The organism is Pseudomonas sp. LLC-1 (genome assembly GCF_002992185.1).
Lineage (GTDB): Bacteria > Pseudomonadota > Gammaproteobacteria > Pseudomonadales > Pseudomonadaceae > Aquipseudomonas > Aquipseudomonas monteilii.
Window position 1 is genome coordinate 372,479 of record NZ_LUVY01000006.1, and the last position, 16,421, is coordinate 388,899.

The 16,421-nt window shown below is 62.8% G+C and carries 13 protein-coding genes; 3 read left to right on the forward strand and 10 right to left on the reverse strand.

The window, feature by feature from the left end; genetic code table 11:
* Positions 1-54: 54 nt before the first annotated feature.
* The gene (locus A0O30_RS05515; RefSeq protein WP_105945830.1) at positions 55-3,204 is read right to left on the reverse strand and encodes a transglycosylase domain-containing protein; all 3,150 of its coding nucleotides are present in this window, start codon (positions 3,202-3,204) and stop codon (positions 55-57) included.
* A gap of 392 nt (positions 3,205-3,596) precedes the next feature.
* On the opposite strand from A0O30_RS05515, the gene A0O30_RS05520 reads away from it, so the two are divergent.
* Positions 3,597-5,015 carry an amino acid permease gene (locus A0O30_RS05520; RefSeq protein ID WP_105945831.1) on the forward strand — a complete coding sequence of 473 codons (1,419 nt, stop codon included), beginning with the start codon at positions 3,597-3,599 and terminating at the stop codon, positions 5,013-5,015.
* Positions 5,016-5,139: 124 nt separating this feature from the next.
* Here A0O30_RS05520 and A0O30_RS05525 read toward each other — a convergent pair whose 3' ends face one another.
* Entirely contained in the window at positions 5,140-6,759 is a 1,620-nt protein-coding gene (locus tag A0O30_RS05525; protein WP_016713720.1) for an FMN-binding glutamate synthase family protein, read from the reverse strand.
* Positions 6,760-6,999: 240 nt separating this feature from the next.
* On the opposite strand from A0O30_RS05525, the gene A0O30_RS05530 reads away from it, so the two are divergent.
* Positions 7,000-7,413, forward strand: a complete 414-nt coding sequence (locus A0O30_RS05530) for an NUDIX domain-containing protein (protein ID WP_105945832.1) — start codon at positions 7,000-7,002, stop codon at positions 7,411-7,413.
* Here A0O30_RS05530 and metR read toward each other — a convergent pair.
* Positions 7,397-8,314: a transcriptional regulator MetR gene (gene metR, locus A0O30_RS05535; RefSeq protein ID WP_019097212.1), complete on the reverse strand. Its 918-nt coding sequence runs from the start codon at positions 8,312-8,314 to the stop codon at positions 7,397-7,399. The two genes, A0O30_RS05530 and metR, sit on opposite strands and share 17 nt — an antisense overlap.
* A gap of 196 nt (positions 8,315-8,510) precedes the next feature.
* On the opposite strand from metR, the gene A0O30_RS05540 reads away from it, so the two are divergent.
* Positions 8,511-9,506, forward strand: coding sequence for an alpha/beta fold hydrolase (locus A0O30_RS05540; RefSeq protein ID WP_105945833.1), 996 nt, complete (start codon positions 8,511-8,513; stop codon positions 9,504-9,506).
* Positions 9,507-9,524: 18 nt separating this feature from the next.
* Here A0O30_RS05540 and A0O30_RS05545 read toward each other — a convergent pair whose 3' ends face one another.
* The 7 genes from A0O30_RS05545 to A0O30_RS05575 form a co-directional block, all read right to left on the reverse strand.
* Positions 9,525-9,860 (reverse strand): GlpM family protein, encoded by a 336-nt coding sequence (locus A0O30_RS05545; protein WP_025754578.1) that lies wholly within the window; start codon positions 9,858-9,860, stop codon positions 9,525-9,527.
* Between the two features lie 25 nt (positions 9,861-9,885).
* Positions 9,886-11,214, reverse strand: a complete 1,329-nt coding sequence (locus A0O30_RS05550) for a sigma-54 dependent transcriptional regulator (protein WP_105945834.1) — start codon at positions 11,212-11,214, stop codon at positions 9,886-9,888.
* Complete coding sequence (locus tag A0O30_RS05555) at positions 11,211-13,115, reverse strand: ATP-binding protein (RefSeq protein WP_025754577.1); 1,905 nt, start codon at positions 13,113-13,115, stop codon at positions 11,211-11,213. The genes A0O30_RS05550 and A0O30_RS05555 overlap by 4 nt, the downstream gene beginning before the upstream one ends.
* Before the next feature lie 73 nt (positions 13,116-13,188).
* Complete coding sequence (locus A0O30_RS05560) at positions 13,189-13,923, reverse strand: amino acid ABC transporter ATP-binding protein (RefSeq protein WP_003258023.1); 735 nt, start codon at positions 13,921-13,923, stop codon at positions 13,189-13,191.
* The gene (locus A0O30_RS05565) at positions 13,920-14,591 is read right to left on the reverse strand and encodes an amino acid ABC transporter permease (protein ID WP_060497899.1); all 672 of its coding nucleotides are present in this window, start codon (positions 14,589-14,591) and stop codon (positions 13,920-13,922) included. Before A0O30_RS05565 ends, A0O30_RS05560 begins: the two co-directional genes overlap by 4 nt.
* On the reverse strand, positions 14,592-15,338 hold the full coding sequence (locus tag A0O30_RS05570; RefSeq protein ID WP_019096550.1) for an amino acid ABC transporter permease: 747 nt from the start codon (positions 15,336-15,338) through the stop codon (positions 14,592-14,594).
* 146 nt (positions 15,339-15,484) lie between these two features.
* The gene (locus tag A0O30_RS05575) at positions 15,485-16,402 is read right to left on the reverse strand and encodes a glutamate/aspartate ABC transporter substrate-binding protein (protein WP_015271573.1); all 918 of its coding nucleotides are present in this window, start codon (positions 16,400-16,402) and stop codon (positions 15,485-15,487) included.
* Positions 16,403-16,421 lie beyond the last annotated feature (19 nt).

Below are 16,421 nucleotides of genomic sequence, written 5' to 3' on the forward strand. Positions count from 1 at the left end.
GATATTACTCAAGATATATCTAAAGACAAGCCCTTCAATGCAGATGATTATCATCTAGTCGTTCGATAAGTTCCCTGCCGCTGGTGGTGTGTGCAGGGCAACCTGAGGCGGTTTGCATTCATTCGGATTGCCCGGTTGCAGGTACGGCATGAGGATCGGGGCCATGCCCTTGAGCACCTGCACCGGCAGCGCCGAGGTGAATTTGAACGCCTCTGCCGAGCGCCCCGGGACGAAGGCGGTGAGGGTGCCGAAGTGGTTGTCCCCCAGGAAGAACACGAAAGTGGCGGTACGGTTGAGCGAGCGCGAGCCAATCAGCCGACCGCCGGCGCCGAAGCTTTCGATGCGGTTGTCACCGGTACCGGTCTTGCCGCCCATCACCAATGGTGTGCCGTCCTGCAGCTTGAAGCTGCCGGAAATACGCCGTGCGGTACCTGCGTCTACCACTTGCGACATGGCGCCTTTCAGGGCACGCGCGACTTCAACCGGCAGAATCCGCACACCCCGGTCAGGGTCGGTGATCAGCTTGGTTTCGTAAGGTGTGTTGGCCGCAAAGTGCAGGGTATCGATACGCAAGGTTGGCAGGCGAACGCCGTCGTTCTGGATGATGCCGACCAGTTCGGAAAGGGCAGCAGGGCGGTCGCCCGAGCTGCCGATGGCAGTGGCCAGCGAAGGCACCAGGTGGTCGAATGGATAGCCCACGCGTTTCCAGCGTTGGTGGATGTCGAGGAAGGCTTCGATCTCGACCATGGTGCGGATGCGGCTGTCGCGGGCGCCTTGGTGACGGCTCTTGAACAACCAGCCGTACACTTCCTGGCGCTCGAAGCGGCTGGCGTTGGCCATCTCGGTCAGGGTCGAGCTGGGGTTCTTCAGCAAGTAGCCGAGCAGCCACAGGTCTAGCGGGTGGACCTTGGCGATATAGCCTTGATCAGGCAGGTCGTACTTGCCTGGGCCGTAGGCGTCGTACATTTCCGACAGGCGACCGTCGGTCAGCTTGCCCAAGGCAATCTTGTCGCCCTTGAGGTGGGCACGGACGAAGGCATTGAAGGTTTCCTGGCCGGCTTCGGGGAACAGGTAGCGGTGCACCGCCGCCAGCCGCTGCGGCGTCACGCGCATGCTGTCGAGGAAGGTGTCCAGGCGCTGCTGCGAGGTCTTGCGTTGGTATTTCTTCCAGAAGCGCATCAGGTAATTGGTGCCTTCCTTGTCCGCGAAGCGGGCCAGGTATTCCTGGCGGCGCGGGTCGGCGTCGTCCTTTAGCAGCGGCACGCGGTTGTACGGCTGCTGGTAGGTCACGTAGCGCACCAGGTCGCGCATCAGGCGGATGAACGGCAGGTTGATCGATTCGCGCAGGGCATCCTTGAGCGTCGGGTTGCGGTTGTTGTCTTCCTTGCGGAAGTTGTTGAACACGTGCATGCCGCCACCGGTGAAGAAGGCTTCACCGGTGTTGGCGGAATACTTGCGCTCCAGCGCCGCATCGAGCATGGCATCCAGGCTCTGGTTCTTGCTGTTTTGTGCAAGCCACTCCAGCGACCACTGGGTAATGCGGTCGAGTTCGGCGACTTCGACCTTTTTCAACTCGGCGGCGGGTTTGCCCGCGTACTTGTCGTGCAGCTCGGCGATGATTTCCAGGTAGGTGGTCAGCACCCGCAGCTTGGCAGTCGAGCCCAGCTCCAGCTTGCTGCCTTCGTTGATGTCGAAAGGCTGGTTGGTGCTGTCGGTCTGCACCCGCACCCGTGAGCCGTCGCCGGTGCGCTCGAACAGGGTAAAGCTGTAGCTCACCTGGTCGGTGGTCTTGCTGGTCAGCAGGCGCTCGCCGATCAGGCCGATCTGCGCCGCGAATTCGGGGTCGGCAAGGTTCTTCAGGTACTGGCTCACTTGCAACTGCAAATCTGCCTGCAAGGTGCTGGTGGCCGACAGGTCGAGGCGGTCGAGGTCGTACAAAGGGCGGTTGAGCATGGCGGCCAGGCGGTTGCGTGCCAGGCTGATGCCCTTGTTGGTCACAATCGGCACGATGGTCGGCTGCGCGACCCAGTCGCGGTACACCGCCTTGCTGGCCAGCGCGGCATCGGCCAAGGGCTGCTCGATCACCTTGTTGGCGGCCAGCACGCGGATGTGCGAATCGGTGAGTTCTGCCAGCTCGACCCGGCCCTTGGACAGGTAATGCGAGGGGCGGCGCTGGGCAATCATCAGTGACAGCACCTGGCGCAGGGCCAGGCCACGTGCGGCCATGCTCTCGGGGTCGCTGGCCGTGGAAGTCAGGGCCTGGTTGACCTGGTCGAAGTCGGCGCCGTACCACACCCGCAGGCCTTCGGCCATGCCATGCACTTCGCCATGCCCCGGTACAGCCGAGAGAGGCACGCTGTTGAGGTAGTCACGCACGATACGCTGACGAGCCTCAGTCGTGTCAGGGCCGCCTTGGTAGGCGCGCACGCTGGCGGAAATCATCTGGCGGATTTTCTCGGCCCCCGAGACGGTCAGGCCGTCTGGCGAATGGCGGTACTTTTCCAGCTGCGTGGCCAAGGTACTCCCGCCAGCGGACTGGCCGGGCAAGGCCAGGTACTTGGCCACCTGGCTGTAGGCTGCCTTGGCAAAGCGTGGCCAGTCCACGGCCGGGTTGTTGCGTGGGTCCTGGGTGTCGAGCAGGTCGCGGTTTTCGATGAACAGCAGGCTGTTGACCATCACCGGCGGGATCGCCGCAAAATCAGGGTACAGGTGCTGCGGGTAGTTGTACTGGTACAGCGTGTCGCCACGGCAGTCAGTGATCGACAGGCCGGCCTGGATTTTCTCGATGTAGGGCACGAACAGCCCGTGATCGACGTAGTTCATCAACGCTGGCGAGAACTTCACCTGCTCGCTGATCAGGTAGTCGCGCTTGAGCAGCCGTGGCAGGAATTCGCCCAACGCACTGTAGCCCAGGCGTTTGTCGAACGGCCCTTCCCCCGGGTAGACGATGGCATCGCTGGGGCCTGGCTGCAGCGAATAGGTCAGCGTGCCGGCCAGTTTGCTGAATTCTCGCGATTGCAGCTCGGACGTGCGGAATTCGTCATACGCCGCAAAGCCGATGGCAACCAGCGCCACCAGCAGAATAAGGATGATCAGCCGCCACCATAGCCGACGCTGACGGGGTGACTTGGGTTGTGGCGTCTCGGCCGGAGGTATCTCGGGTGCTTCCGTTCTGGTTGGTTCCGATTGCCACAGTGCGCCCATAGTCTTCTATCCGGCCAGGTATTTTCGTCTTGCTTGTCTGAAGCTTAGACGTTGAGCGGGTGAGGTGAAAAATTTGTAGGAAGGGAAGAAAGGCGAGGTAGGGCTATGCGGCTTTGGTGTGGGTTTCTTCGTACCGGGATGTTGCTATGGTGCCCGGGCGATCGTGATGAGTGCGACGCGATCCCGGGGTTCTCGCCAAATTTCTGCACATATACAGTGAAAACCCCTACAACGCACTTCCTATACTGCTCGCCCCCTTCGACCTGCCGGGCGCTCTATTCCGGCATACGGGCCGGCCCACAAGGCCAGCCTGGCAAGCCAACGCCACGCCTATCGGCATGGCCGGTGCTGCACGAAGGTCAAATCCAATAACAAAATGAGGTTGTATTGCTATGCCAGTCGGCAACCACCCTGCCCACGGCCCTGCCACTGAAGGCGGCCCGCTCAAGCGTGAACTGGGCGAACGGCACATCCGTCTGATGGCGCTGGGCGCCTGTATCGGTGTCGGTCTTTTCCTGGGTTCGGCCAAGGCCATCGAAATGGCCGGCCCTGCGATCATGCTGTCCTACATCATCGGCGGCCTGGCCATCCTTGTGATCATGCGCGCCCTTGGTGAAATGGCCGTGCACAACCCTGTCGCCGGCTCCTTCAGCCGTTATGCCCAGGACTACCTCGGCCCGCTGGCGGGCTTCCTCACCGGTTGGAACTACTGGTTCCTGTGGCTGGTGACCTGCGTTGCCGAAATTACCGCAGTGGCCATCTACATGGGCATCTGGTTCCCCGACGTACCGCGCTGGATCTGGGCCCTGGCGGCGCTGGGCAGCATGGGCGCGGTCAACCTGGTAGCGGTGAAGGCCTTCGGTGAATTCGAGTTCTGGTTCGCCCTGATCAAGATCGTCACCATCATCGCCATGGTCCTGGGCGGTATCGGCATCATTGCCTTTGGTTTTGGCAATGACGGTGTGGCTATGGGCATTTCCAACCTGTGGAGCAACGGTGGCTTCATGCCCAATGGCGTGACCGGCGTGCTGATGTCGCTGCAGATGGTGATGTTCGCTTACCTGGGCGTGGAAATGATCGGCCTGACCGCCGGCGAAGCACGTAACCCGCAAAAGACCATCCCGCAGGCCATCGGCTCGGTGTTCTGGCGCATCCTGCTGTTCTACGTGGGCGCGTTGTTCGTGATCCTGTCGATCTACCCGTGGAACGAAATCGGCAGCCAGGGCAGCCCGTTCGTGATGACCTTCGAGCGCCTCGGTATCAAGACTGCGGCCGGCATCATCAACTTCGTGGTCATCACAGCGGCACTGTCGTCGTGCAACGGCGGCATCTTCAGCACCGGGCGCATGCTCTACAGCCTGGCGCAGAACGGCCAGGCGCCAGCGGCCTTCGCCCGCACTTCGAAGAATGGCGTACCGCGCAATGCGCTGCTGCTGTCGATCGGCGCGCTGTTGCTGGGTGTACTGGCCAACTATCTGGTGCCGGAAAAAGTCTTTGTCTGGGTCACCTCGATCGCCACCTTCGGCGCGATCTGGACCTGGGTGATGATTCTGCTCGCACAGCTCAAGTTCCGTGCAGGCCTTACCACTGCCGAGCGCAAGGCACTGAAGTACCGCATGTGGCTGTGGCCGCTCAGCTCCTACCTGGCGCTGGCGTTCCTGGTGCTGGTGGTTGGCTTGATGGCGTACTTCGAGGATACCCGCGTGGCCCTGTACATCGGCCCGGCGTTCCTGGTGCTGTTGACGGTGTTGTATTACGCGTTCCGTCTTGCGCCGAAAGAAGTGCAGGGTGTAGCGAGTACCGCTTCCTGATCTGATATGGCGGGGGCCGCTTTGCGGCCCTTTCGCGACACAAGGCCGCTCCCACAGGAGTACGCAATCTCCTGTGGGAGCGGCCTTGTGTCGCGATGGGCTGCGCAGCAGCCCCGGGGCTCTATCAGGCAGCTACTTCACTGTGCGGTTCAAAACTGTCCGCCCGCGCCAGTTGCCACATGCGCGAATAGAACTGCCCGTTCACCTCACCCGTCAGCAGCTCCCCCGGCTTCAGGAACACATGCATCTGCGAGAACAGCTTGATCTCGGTGGCCGAGATGCGCCGCACCAGGTGCTTGGCCTCAAGCTGCGCAGGGTGCTCCAGGCCTGCCGCCGCGAGCATTTCAGCCAGCGCACGCAAGGTGTTGTGGTGGAAGTTCAATACCCGCTGGGCCTTGTCCGGCACCACCAGCGCACGCTGGCGTAGCGGGTCTTGTGTCGCCACGCCGGTCGGGCACTTGTTGGTGTGGCAGCTTTGCGACTGAATGCAACCGATGGCGAACATGAAGCCGCGCGCCGAGTTTGCCCAGTCAGCGCCAATCGCCAGTACGCTGGCGATGTCGAAGGCGCTGACAATCTTGCCGCTGGCCCCGAGCTTGATCTTGTCGCGCAGGTTCAGGCCCACCAGGGTGTTGTGCACGAACAGCAGCCCTTCGCGCAGCGGCACGCCGATATGGTCGGTGAATTCCACCGGCGCCGCGCCGGTGCCGCCTTCCTTGCCATCGACAACAATGAAGTCGGGCAGGATGCCGGTTTCCAGCATGGCTTTGGCGATGCCCATGAACTCCCAGGGGTGGCCCAGGCAGAATTTGAAACCGACGGGTTTGCCACCGGACAATTCACGCAGCTGTGCGATGAACTGCATCATCTCGATTGGCGTAGAGAAAGCGCTGTGGCGCGACGGCGAGATGCAGTCCTCACCCATCAGCACGCCGCGGGTCTCGGCGATTTCCTGGGTGACCTTGTGTTTGGGCAGGATGCCGCCATGGCCGGGTTTGGCGCCCTGGCTCATCTTGATCTCGATCATGCGTACCTGCGGGCTGCGCGCCTGGGCGGCGAAGCGTTCGGGATCGAAGCGCCCGTCTGGCGTGCGGCAACCGAAGTAGCCACTGCCCAGTTCCCAGACCAGATCGCCACCGTGCTCGCGGTGGTAAGGGCTGATGCTGCCCTCGCCGGTGTCATGGTGGAAATTACCCAGCTTGGCACCCTGGTTGAGGGCGCGGATGGCGTTGGCGCTGAGCGAGCCGAAGCTCATTGCCGAAATGTTGAAAATCGACGCCGAGTACGGCTGGCTGCACTGCGGCCCGCCAACAATGACGCGGAAGCTGGACGGGTCGGCCAGCGGCGCCGGGCGCATGGAGTGGCCGATGAACTCGAAGCCGGACTCGTACACGTCGATCAGGGTGCCGAATGGCTTGTCCGAGGCCTCGTTCTTCGCCCGGGCATACACCAGCGAACGCTGGGCGCGGGAGAACGGCAAGGCGTCGCTGTCCGATTCCAGCAGGTACTGGCGAATTTCCGGGCGAATGGCTTCGACCAGGTAGCGGATGTTGCCCAGGATCGGGTAGTTGCGGCGCACCGCATGGCGTTGCTGCAGCAGGTCGAATACGCCGATCAGGCTGAGGATGCCAGTGGTCAGGGTGAACGGCCACAGCCATTCGTGGTGGGTGAAGGGCAGGCTCGCCAGGGTGAACAGCACACAGGCGGCGAAGAAGGCATAGCGACTGAGAAGTGACAGGCTCATACGGGGTCCTTGCGATGGCGCGGTCAGGCTCAGGGCCTGGGGGCAAACCCCGACCATAGCCAAGTTGCGGGGCGCTGCAAATTAAAATCGGGGTAGCGAAAATCATTCTCGAATCGAGGGTATGACCACAGCCGGAACACATGCCCTGTGGGAGCAGCGGTCTTCTTGTGGGCGCTGGCCTTGTCAGGCCAATGATCCCCATGGGATCCTCCCCGGCCATTGTTTCCAGCGAGCCCTCCCATGCCCAACATCATCCGCATCGCCGCCGCCCTGCTGATCGACCCCCAGGGCCGTACCTTGCTGGTGCGCAAGCGCGGCACCGAGGCCTTCATGCAGCCAGGTGGCAAGATCGATGCCGGTGAATCACCGGTGCAGGCGCTGGTGCGTGAACTGCATGAAGAGTTGGGGCTGAACATCAACGCGGACCAGGCCGTGCACCTGGGCCGGTTCAGTGCCCCGGCCGCGAACGAACCAGGTTTCGAGGTGCAAGCCGAACTGTTCCGTGTCGACAGCGCCGCGCCGGTAACGCCGGCTGCGGAGATCGAAGAGGTGGTGTGGCTGGCTGCCGATCAGGCACCAGCCCTGCTACTGGCGCCTTTGACCCGCGACCTGATACTGCCGCTGTACCGCCAGGCAGTCAGCGCACCGCGCTGACGCCGTCAAGCGTGGCGAACGAGGTATCTTTGGCGGTCAACAGGAAGTCGCGCATGTACGGCGCATCGAGCATGTCGGTGCGCACGGCAGCATAAAGGGTGGCGAACAGGCCTTTTTCACCCAGGCGCTTGCCCTTCACATAGCCGCGTGAGCTGTACTCGTGCAGCGCCCAGTGCGGCATGCCGCAGACCCCACGGCCGCTGGCCACCAGTTGCATCATCATCACCGTCAGCTCCGACGTGCGCACGGCAGCCGGCTCGATGTCGGCCGGCTCCAGGAAGCGGGTGAAAATGTCCAGGCGGTCGCGCTCCACCGGGTAGGTGATCAGCGTCTGGTCGAGCAAGTCTTGCGGCACGATGTAGGGCTTGCTGGCCAGCGCGTGCTGGTTGGCCACGGCCAGCATCGCTTCGTACGTGAACAGCGGCACATACGTGATACCTGCCAGGTCCACCGGGTCGGAGGTCACTACCAGGTCCAGGTCGCCGCGTGCCAGGGCCGGCAGCGGGGCGAAGGCAAAGCCGGAGGCCAGGTCCAGCTCCACTTCCGGCCAGGCATCGCGGAACTGGTCGATGGTCGGCATCAGCCACTGGAAGCAGCTGTGGCATTCGATGGCCATGTGCAGGCGCCCGGCGGTGCCACCGGCCAGACGCGCAATGTCGCGCTCGGCGCCGCGCAGCAGTGGCAGGGTGGCATCGGCCAGTTGCAGCAGGCGCAGCCCGGCACTGGTGAAGCGGATCGGCTTGGTCTTGCGCACGAACAGCGGCAGGCCCAGGCGTTCTTCCAGCTCCTTGAACTGATGCGACAGCGCCGACTGGGTCAGGTGCAGGCGCTCGGCGGCTTCCACCAGGCTGTCGGCTTCGCGCAGGGCATGAAGGGTTTTCAGGTGACGGATCTCCAGCACAGCTGACTCCGGGGTGTGGGATTGAAGAAACAGGGAATGAGTTGAGTTTCTCTCATGTTGCCGTGCCTGTCGACTGGGCGTTCAGCCGCACCGTCTGGCGGGAGTCATGAAACTGTCACCGAACTGTGGCAGCGCGCCCGAACAGAATTCATCAGACTCGCGCTTTACTGGGGATCTGCATTCTGGTGTTTCTTTCATGCGGGCTTTTTGGCTTTTTCTTTTCTTCCTTTTCAGCGTACCTGCCAGCTTCGCCGAACAGCGTTGTGACGCCCACGTACCGGTGCAGCGCGCCGAGCTGGGCGCGGTCAGCCTGGTGTACCAGAGCGTGGGCGCGCCGCGTGATCCGGCCTTGCTACTGGTCATGGGCCTGGGCGGGCAACTGATCCACTGGCCGGACGATGTGGTCGAGGCATTGTGCCGCCAAGGTTTCAGGGTTATTCGCTACGACAACCGCGATGTCGGGCTGTCACGCTGGAACCAGATGCCGCCGTCGGCCAACCTGACGGTGGAGCTGCTGCGTTACAAGCTGGGCCTGCCAGTGGCGGCGCCCTATACGCTGACCGACATGGCAGACGATGGTTTACGCCTGATGGACGCCTTGGGGGTGCGCCAGTTTCATGTACTGGGTGTGAGCATGGGCGGCATGATCGCCCAGCACCTGGCGGCCATGGCTCCCGAGCGCGTGCGCAGCCTGACGTTGGTCATGTCCAGTTCCGGGGCGGCGGGGTTGCCGGCGCCCGACCCGGCGCTGGTGCAGTTGCTGGCCCGGCGCAGCGCGCCCAACCGCGAGATGGCCATCGAGCAGCAGGCAGACTTGTTGGCGGCGTTGGGCAGCCCTGAGGTGCGGGATGACCGTGCGGTGTTGCTGCACCAGGCAGCGGTGGCCTACGACCGGGCGTTCAACCCGGACGGAGCCAAGCGCCAGATCATGGCGATCCTGGCCGAGCCAAGCCGCGTCGAGCTATTGAACCAGTTGAGGGTGCCGACCCTGGTGGTGCACGGCACGGCTGACCCGTTGCTGCCGGTGATGCATGGCGTGCACCTGGCGGCGCATATTCAAGGCAGCCAGCTGCGCTTGATACCAGGGCTGGCGCATCGCTTCCAGGAGCCGTTCAAGGCACCGCTGCTGGGGGCTGTGTTGCCTTATCTGCAGGCGCATCGGCAGGATGTCACGCATATCGCAGGGCTCTGAAACCCGCGCCGATATCAATCAGTGCATCCGCACCCACAAGGTCACCAGCACGGTCGCGGCCATCAGCCAGGCCACCGTGGCCAGTGCCAGCGATGCCTCCAGGCGCAGGCGGTCAACCAGTACATACAGGGTCGCCAGGTACACGAAATACGGAATGATCGACCACATGCCGAACAGGATGGTGGTCTTCAGGTCGGCAATGCTGCGCCCCTTGCCAACAATGTAATGGGCAATCAGGGCAAAGGTGGGGAACAGCGGCACCAGCCCGGCGATGTAGTAGTTACGCGTCTTTGACAGCACCGCCAGCAGCAGTACTACGCCAGCGCCCAGGGCCGCTTTGAATACCAGGTCCACGTTGTTATTCCAGTTTGGGTTGAGGTCAGCCGAGGCCGTATTTCTTCACTTTGTCGAACAACGTGGTCTTGGCCATGCCCAGCTCCTGGCTGGCCTGGCTCAGGTTGCCCCCGGTACGTTGCAGTGCGTCGCTGAGCAGGTTGCGTTCAAACGCCTCCACCGCCTCGGCAAAGCCCAAACCCTGGCTGGCGCCGCCGCTGGGGCCTTTCTTGAACGCCGGCAGGCCAAGCGCATAGCGTTCGGCCACGTTGCGCAGCTCGCGCACATTGCCCGGCCAATCGTGGGCCATCAGGCGCGACAAGGTCTGGCTGTCCAACGTCGGGGTTTCCCGGTCGAAGCGCAGGGCCGACTGCTGCAGGAAGTGTTCGAACAGTTGCAGGATGTCTTCGCGGCGTTCGCGTAGTGGCGGCAGCTCCAGGGTGACCACGTTCAGCCGGTAATACAGGTCGCTGCGGAACTGGCCGCTCTGGCCCAGGCTGTCGAGATCGGCCTTGGTCGCGGCAATTACCCGGCAATCCACCGGGATGCTCTGGTTAGAGCCCAATCGTTCCAGGGTCCGTTCCTGCAGCACGCGCAGCAGCTTGATCTGCAGGTTGATCGGCATGCTCTCCACTTCATCGAGGAACAGCGTGCCGCCGTTGGCGTGCTCGATCTTGCCGATGCGGCGTTTGCCGGCGCCGGTGAAGGCGTTGGCCTCATGGCCAAAAATCTCGCTTTCGAACAGGTTTTCCGGCAGGCCGCCGCAGTTCAGCGCCACGAACGGTTGGCTCTGGCGGCGGCTGAAGTCGTGAAGGCAGCGTGCGACCAGCTCTTTCCCGGTGCCGGTCTCGCCTTCGATCAGCACGTTGGCTGAGGTGTCGGCGACGTTGGCGATCAGTTCGCGCAAGTGCTCCATGGCGGGGGAGCGGCCAATGATGCGGCCCTCAAGGCTGCTCTGTTCGGCCAGTTGGCGGCGTAGGGCCACCACTTCTCGCGACAGCCCGCGTTGCTCCAGTGCGCGGCGCACCACATCGACCAGGCGCTCGGGGGAGAACGGTTTTTCCATGAAGTCGTAGGCGCCGTTACGCATGGCGCCGACGGCCATGTCGATATCGCCATGGCCGGTGATCAACACCACCGGCAGGCTGCGATCACGGGCCTTCAGGCGGTTGAGCAGTTCCAGGCCGTCAATGCCCGGCAGGCGGATGTCACTGACGACAATGCCGGCGAAATCGTCGCCGATGCGTTCCAGCGCCAGCTCGGCGCTGCCCACGCCTTCGCAGGCGATATCTTCCAGCGCCAGCGCCTGCTGGCAGCCGAGCAGCACATGCGGGTCGTCTTCGACGATCAGGACGGTAAGAGGCGCTTGGTTCATGGGTGCTCTGCCGATTCGCTAGGGGGAGAAACCAGGGGTAGGGCCAGGACGAAGGCCGTGCCGCCAGTGGCGGGGTGCTCGACGTTGAGGCTGCCCTTGGCGGCGGCGGCAAGGCTCGCCGACAAGGTCAGGCCCAGGCCCAGGCCATGTTCGCCCGGTTTGGTGGTGAAGAAAGGTTCGAACAGGTGCTTGCGCGCCTCGGCATCGATGCCGTGGCCATTGTCGCGCACCTGCAAGCGGTACTTGTCGCCCTGCAGTTCGCCTTCCAGCCATAGCTCGGGCAGCGGTTGCGCGGCCATGGCATCAAGCGCGTTGCCGATCAGATTGACCAGAATCTGTTCGAGGCGCGTCTGGTCGATAGCCAGTTGCTGGTCGTCGAACTGGTGGTGCAACTGCAAATGGCAGGCGCTGATGCGGTTGGCCAATACTTGCAAGGTCGCTTCCACCGCCTTGGCCAGCGAGGCCTGGCCGCTGTCATCGCCGCGCCGGGCGAAGGAGCGCAGGCTGGCGGTAATGCGGCCCATGCGGTCGATCAGGTCGTTCATGGTGCGCAGGTTGGTGCTGGCGGTTTCCAGTGCCCCACGTTCGAGGAAACGCACCGTGTTGCCAGACAAGGTGCGCAACGCGGCCAGCGGCTGGTTCAGCTCATGGGCGATACTGGTGGACATCTGCCCGATGGCCGCCAGCTTACCGGCCTGCACCAACTCATCCTGGGCGTGGCGCAAGGTTTGCTCGGCATGCCGGCGCTCGCGAATTTGCCCCTTCAGGCGTTCGTTGCTGGCGCGCAGGTCGGCGGTGCGCTCGGCAATCCGCCGCTCCAGCTGGCTATTCGCTTCCTCAAGGGCTTCACGGGCTGCCAGGCGGGTGGCGATGACCTTGCGTCGTTCGTTCCAGGCGATGCCGAGGATCGCCAGCAAGGCGAACGCCACGCCCACCAGAATGCCCTGCACCATGGACTCGCGGCGCAGGTCCTGCAGCGGGGTCAGCAGGGTGAAATGCCAGGGTGTATCCACCAGGCGACGGGTCTGCGCCAGGTAGGCAACCTCGTGGGGTTTGCCTTTTGCGGTTTCGCTGTTGGCCGGGAAGGTCAGTTTTTCCACACCGTCGGCCAGGGTTTCCCGGGCCAGTGGCTGCAACTCGTTCAGCGGCCACCAGTAGTATTGCAGGCTGCGCGCCAGGCGCTCCTTGATTTGCGGGGTCAGCGGGCGCACCGACTTCAGGCGTCGGGCCGGGTCGCTGGAGAGGATGATGATGCCGTTCTCGTCACTGACGAACGCCTCCAGACGGGCACGTTGCCAGCGCTCCTCAAGCGTGTCCAGGCGCACCTTGATCACGGCCACGCCAATGATCTTGCCGTGCTCCTCCAGGCCATGAGCCAGGTAGTAGCCAGCCTCGCCGGTGGTGCTGCCGATGCCATAGAAACGCCCAGGCTCACCGCGCACGGCTGTCTGGAAGTAGGCGCGGAACGACAGGTCTTCACCCAGGAACGAGTCGGCGTCGCGCCAGTTGCTGGTGGCCTGGACCCGGCCATTGGTGTCGAGGACGAAGATGGCCCGGCTGCGGCTGCGCCGATTCAGGCCTTCAAGGTATTCGTTTACGGTTTGCCGTGAGCCGCCGTCCGGGTCGGTGAGCAGGTGCGAGACGCTGTCTTCCAGCTCCAGCAGGCTTGGCAGATAGGTGTACTTGCTGATTTCACTTTCGACCGTGCGTGCGTGCAGCTCCAGCTGGCGCTCACCGTTTTCGCTGAGGGTGCGAATGCCGTTGCTTTCGCTGATCAGGTAGCCAGCCATTCCCAGGCCGACCATCAGCAGGATGATCAGGGGCGGCAACAGCAATTGGCGGAGCAGGCGGGAATTCACGGCAGGCTTGGCAGGGAGAAGAAGCGAAGGGTCGCATTTCATCACAGTGGCCTTGTCACGACCAGCGCCAACTGCCCGAAAGGGCAGCGGCGCCGACCGGTTCAGTGAGGCAAAATCAGTGTTGCAGGATCTTGCTGAGGAAGTGCTGGGTACGCTCGTGGCGGGCCGACGGGTTGCCGAAGAAGTCTTCCTTCTGGCAGTCCTCGATGATGTTGCCCTTGTCCATGAAGATGACGCGGTTGGCCACTTTGCGGGCGAAGCCCATTTCGTGGGTCACGCACATCATGGTCATGCCTTCGTGGGCCAGCTCGACCATGACGTCCAGTACTTCGTTGACCATTTCCGGGTCCAGTGCCGAGGTCGGTTCGTCGAACAGCATGACGATCGGGTCCATCGACAGGGCGCGGGCGATGGCCACACGCTGCTGCTGGCCACCGGACAACTGGCCGGGGTGCTTCTTGGCGTGGGCACCGAGGCCGACGCGGTCGAGCAGGGCCAGGCCCTTCTTGGTCGCTTCCGCTTCGCTGCGGCCGAGCACCTTGCGCTGGGCAATGGTCAGGTTCTCGGTGATGGACAGGTGCGGGAACAGCTCGAAGTGCTGGAACACCATGCCAACCCGGGAGCGCAGCTTGGGCAAGTTGGTCTTCGGGTCGGCAATCGAGGTGCCATCGACCACGATGTCACCTTTCTGGAAGGGTTCCAGGGCGTTCACGCACTTGATCAGGGTGGACTTGCCCGAACCCGACGGGCCACACACCACCACCACTTCACCCTTCTTGACCTCGGTGCTGCAGTCGGTCAGTACCTGGAAGTCCCCGTACCACTTGTTGACGTTCTTGATGGAAATCATACGGTGATCCTTTTTTGCAGGCGCTTGACCAGCCACGAAGCGGAGAAGCTGATGAGGAAGTACACGACACCGGCGAAGATCAGGAACTCATGGGAGCGCCCGATGATGTCGCCGTTGGAGCGTGCCGAGTTGAGGAAGTCCACCAGGCCCACGGTGTACACCAGCGAGGTGTCCTGGAACAGAATGATGCTCTGCTGCAGCAGCAGCGGGGTCATCTTGCGGAAGGCCTGGGGCAGGATGATCAGGCGCATGGTCTGGCCGTAGGTCATGCCCAGGGCCTGAGCGGCGCCCATCTGGCCCTTGGAAATCGACTGCACGCCGGCGCGGACGATTTCGCAGAAGTAGGCCGCCTCGAACATCATGAACGCCACCACGCACGAGGTGAAGGCACCCACGGGGGTGTCCTCGCCGGTGATCCAGCGCAGCACGAACGGCACCGCCAGGTAGAACCAGGTGATCACCAGCAGCAGCGGGATGGAGCGGAAGTAGTTGACGTAGGCGCCGGCCACGTTCGACAGCAGTTTGTTCGACGACAGGCGCATCAGCGCCAGAATGGTGCCCAGCACGATGCCGCCGACCACGCCCATGACCATCAACTGCAGGGTCATGACCATGCCGTCCCACAGGGCAGGCAGGGCCGGGATGATTTCGCTGAAATCCATGTCCATTTATTTGCCCCCTACGGAAATCAGGCCAGGCACCGAGACTTTCTTCTCGACCATGCGCATCAGCAGCATCAGGCCCATGTTCAGGGTGAAGTAGATCAGCGTGGCCAGGGTAAAGGCCTCGAACAGGTTGGCGGAGAACTCGGCGGTTTGCTTGGTTTGTGCCAGCAGCTCCATCAGGCCGATCAGCGACGCCACCGAGGAGTTCTTGAACACGTTCAGGAATTCTGATGTGAGCGGCGGGATGATGATCCGGTAGGCTTGCGGCAATAGCACGTTGGTGTAGATCTGCGGCAGGCTGAAGCCCATGGCACGGGCAGCGGCTTCCTGGCCGCGGGGCAGCGCCTGGATACCGGTACGTACCTGTTCACACACGCGGGCGGCGGTGAACAGGCCCAGGCAGATGACCACGCTGATCAGTGCCGAGGTAGTGGGGTTGAGGTCTTGCTTGAACCATTCCTGCAGTCCTTCGGGCAGCAGGTCCGGTACCAGGAAGTACCAGATGAACAGCTGCACCAGCAGCGGCACGTTGCGGAACAGCTCCACATAGGCGGTCGCGATACCGGATACCACGCGGTTCGGCACGGTGCGCATCACACCGAGCACCGAGCCCAGCAGCAAGGCGATGATCCAGGCGGAAATGGCGATGGCGATGGTCCAGCCCAGACCGGTGACGTACCAGTCCAGATAAGTTTCGCTGCCCACGCCGGTGGACTTGAAGAACACGCCCCAGTCCCAGTTGTAATTCATCGGGATTTCCCCTCAGACGGTTGTTTCACGGGCACCTTCGAGCATCCGGGGGCGCTGGGCGCCCTCGGATGAAAGGGTAGACACTAATGCGTGGCCTGTGGGTTCAATCGTGCGCGGATGCGCACCAGGCCACTAAACGCTGAGGATCAGGACTTCTTCTCGTCCGCTGCCTTGTCGGTCGGCTCGGCGATCAGTTTCTTCAGCTCGTCGCTCATCGGGAACTGCAGGTTCAGGCCCTTTGGCGGGATCGGCTGCTGGAACCACTTGTCGTAGCTCTTGTTGACTTCGCCCGACTTGAAGTAACCGACGATGGCGTCATCGACCGCTTTCTTGAAGGCTGCGTCATCCTTGCGCACCATGCAGCCGTAGATTTCGTACGACTGCGGGGTGCCGGTGATGACCCAGTCCGACGGTTTGCGGGCCTTGGCCATTTCGCCGGCGAGCAGGGCGTCGTCCATCATGAAGGCCACGGCGCGGCCGCTTTCGAGCATGTTGAAGGCTTCACCGTGGTCCTTGGCGGAAATCACGTTCATCTTCATCTGCTTGTCGGCGTTCATCGCCTTGAGGATGCGTTCGGACGTGGTGCCCGCGGTGGTTACCACGTTCTTGCCGGCCAGGTCCGGGAAGTCTTTGTATGCCGGCTGACCGTCCTTGACCTTGGTCAGCAGACGGGTACCGACTTCGAAGATGCCGACCGAGAAGCCGACTTGCTGCTGGCGCTCGACGTTGTTGGTGGTGGAGCCGCACTCAAGGTCCACGGTGCCGTTCTGCACCAGCGGGATACGGGTCTGGGAGGTGACGAGGTTGTAACGGACCTTGATGTCCGTACCCAGTTGCTTCTTCAGGGCGTCGACGACAGCCAGCTGGATGTCATGCGAGTAGCCCACGGGCTCGGGCTTGCCGGCCAGGTAGGAAAACGGGATGGAGGAGTCGCGGTGGCCCAGGGTGATGGTGCCCGATTCCTTGATCTTCTTCAGGGTGCCGGTCAGTTCTTCGGCCATGGCCGGCGAAGCGATCACAGCGGCCGCGATGGCGGCGCCCAGCAATTGACGAACGATACGCATCAAATTTTCCTCGACGTGT

Excerpts from the sequence above, each read along its gene's own strand:
- A0O30_RS05515 (WP_105945830.1), bottom strand. The coding sequence starts at position 3,204 with ATGGGCGCACTGTGGCAATCGGAACCAACCAGAACGGAAGCACCCGAG.
- A0O30_RS05520 (WP_105945831.1), top strand. The coding sequence starts at position 3,597 with ATGCCAGTCGGCAACCACCCTGCCCACGGCCCTGCCACTGAAGGCGGC.
- A0O30_RS05525 (WP_016713720.1), bottom strand. The coding sequence starts at position 6,759 with ATGAGCCTGTCACTTCTCAGTCGCTATGCCTTCTTCGCCGCCTGTGTG.
- A0O30_RS05530 (WP_105945832.1), top strand. The coding sequence starts at position 7,000 with ATGCCCAACATCATCCGCATCGCCGCCGCCCTGCTGATCGACCCCCAG.
- A0O30_RS05540 (WP_105945833.1), top strand. The coding sequence starts at position 8,511 with ATGCGGGCTTTTTGGCTTTTTCTTTTCTTCCTTTTCAGCGTACCTGCC.
- A0O30_RS05550 (WP_105945834.1), bottom strand. The coding sequence starts at position 11,214 with ATGAACCAAGCGCCTCTTACCGTCCTGATCGTCGAAGACGACCCGCAT.
- A0O30_RS05555 (WP_025754577.1), bottom strand. The coding sequence starts at position 13,115 with ATGAAATGCGACCCTTCGCTTCTTCTCCCTGCCAAGCCTGCCGTGAAT.
- A0O30_RS05560 (WP_003258023.1), bottom strand. The coding sequence starts at position 13,923 with ATGATTTCCATCAAGAACGTCAACAAGTGGTACGGGGACTTCCAGGTA.
- A0O30_RS05565 (WP_060497899.1), bottom strand. The coding sequence starts at position 14,591 with ATGGACATGGATTTCAGCGAAATCATCCCGGCCCTGCCTGCCCTGTGG.
- A0O30_RS05570 (WP_019096550.1), bottom strand. The coding sequence starts at position 15,338 with ATGAATTACAACTGGGACTGGGGCGTGTTCTTCAAGTCCACCGGCGTG.
- A0O30_RS05575 (WP_015271573.1), bottom strand. The coding sequence starts at position 16,402 with ATGCGTATCGTTCGTCAATTGCTGGGCGCCGCCATCGCGGCCGCTGTG.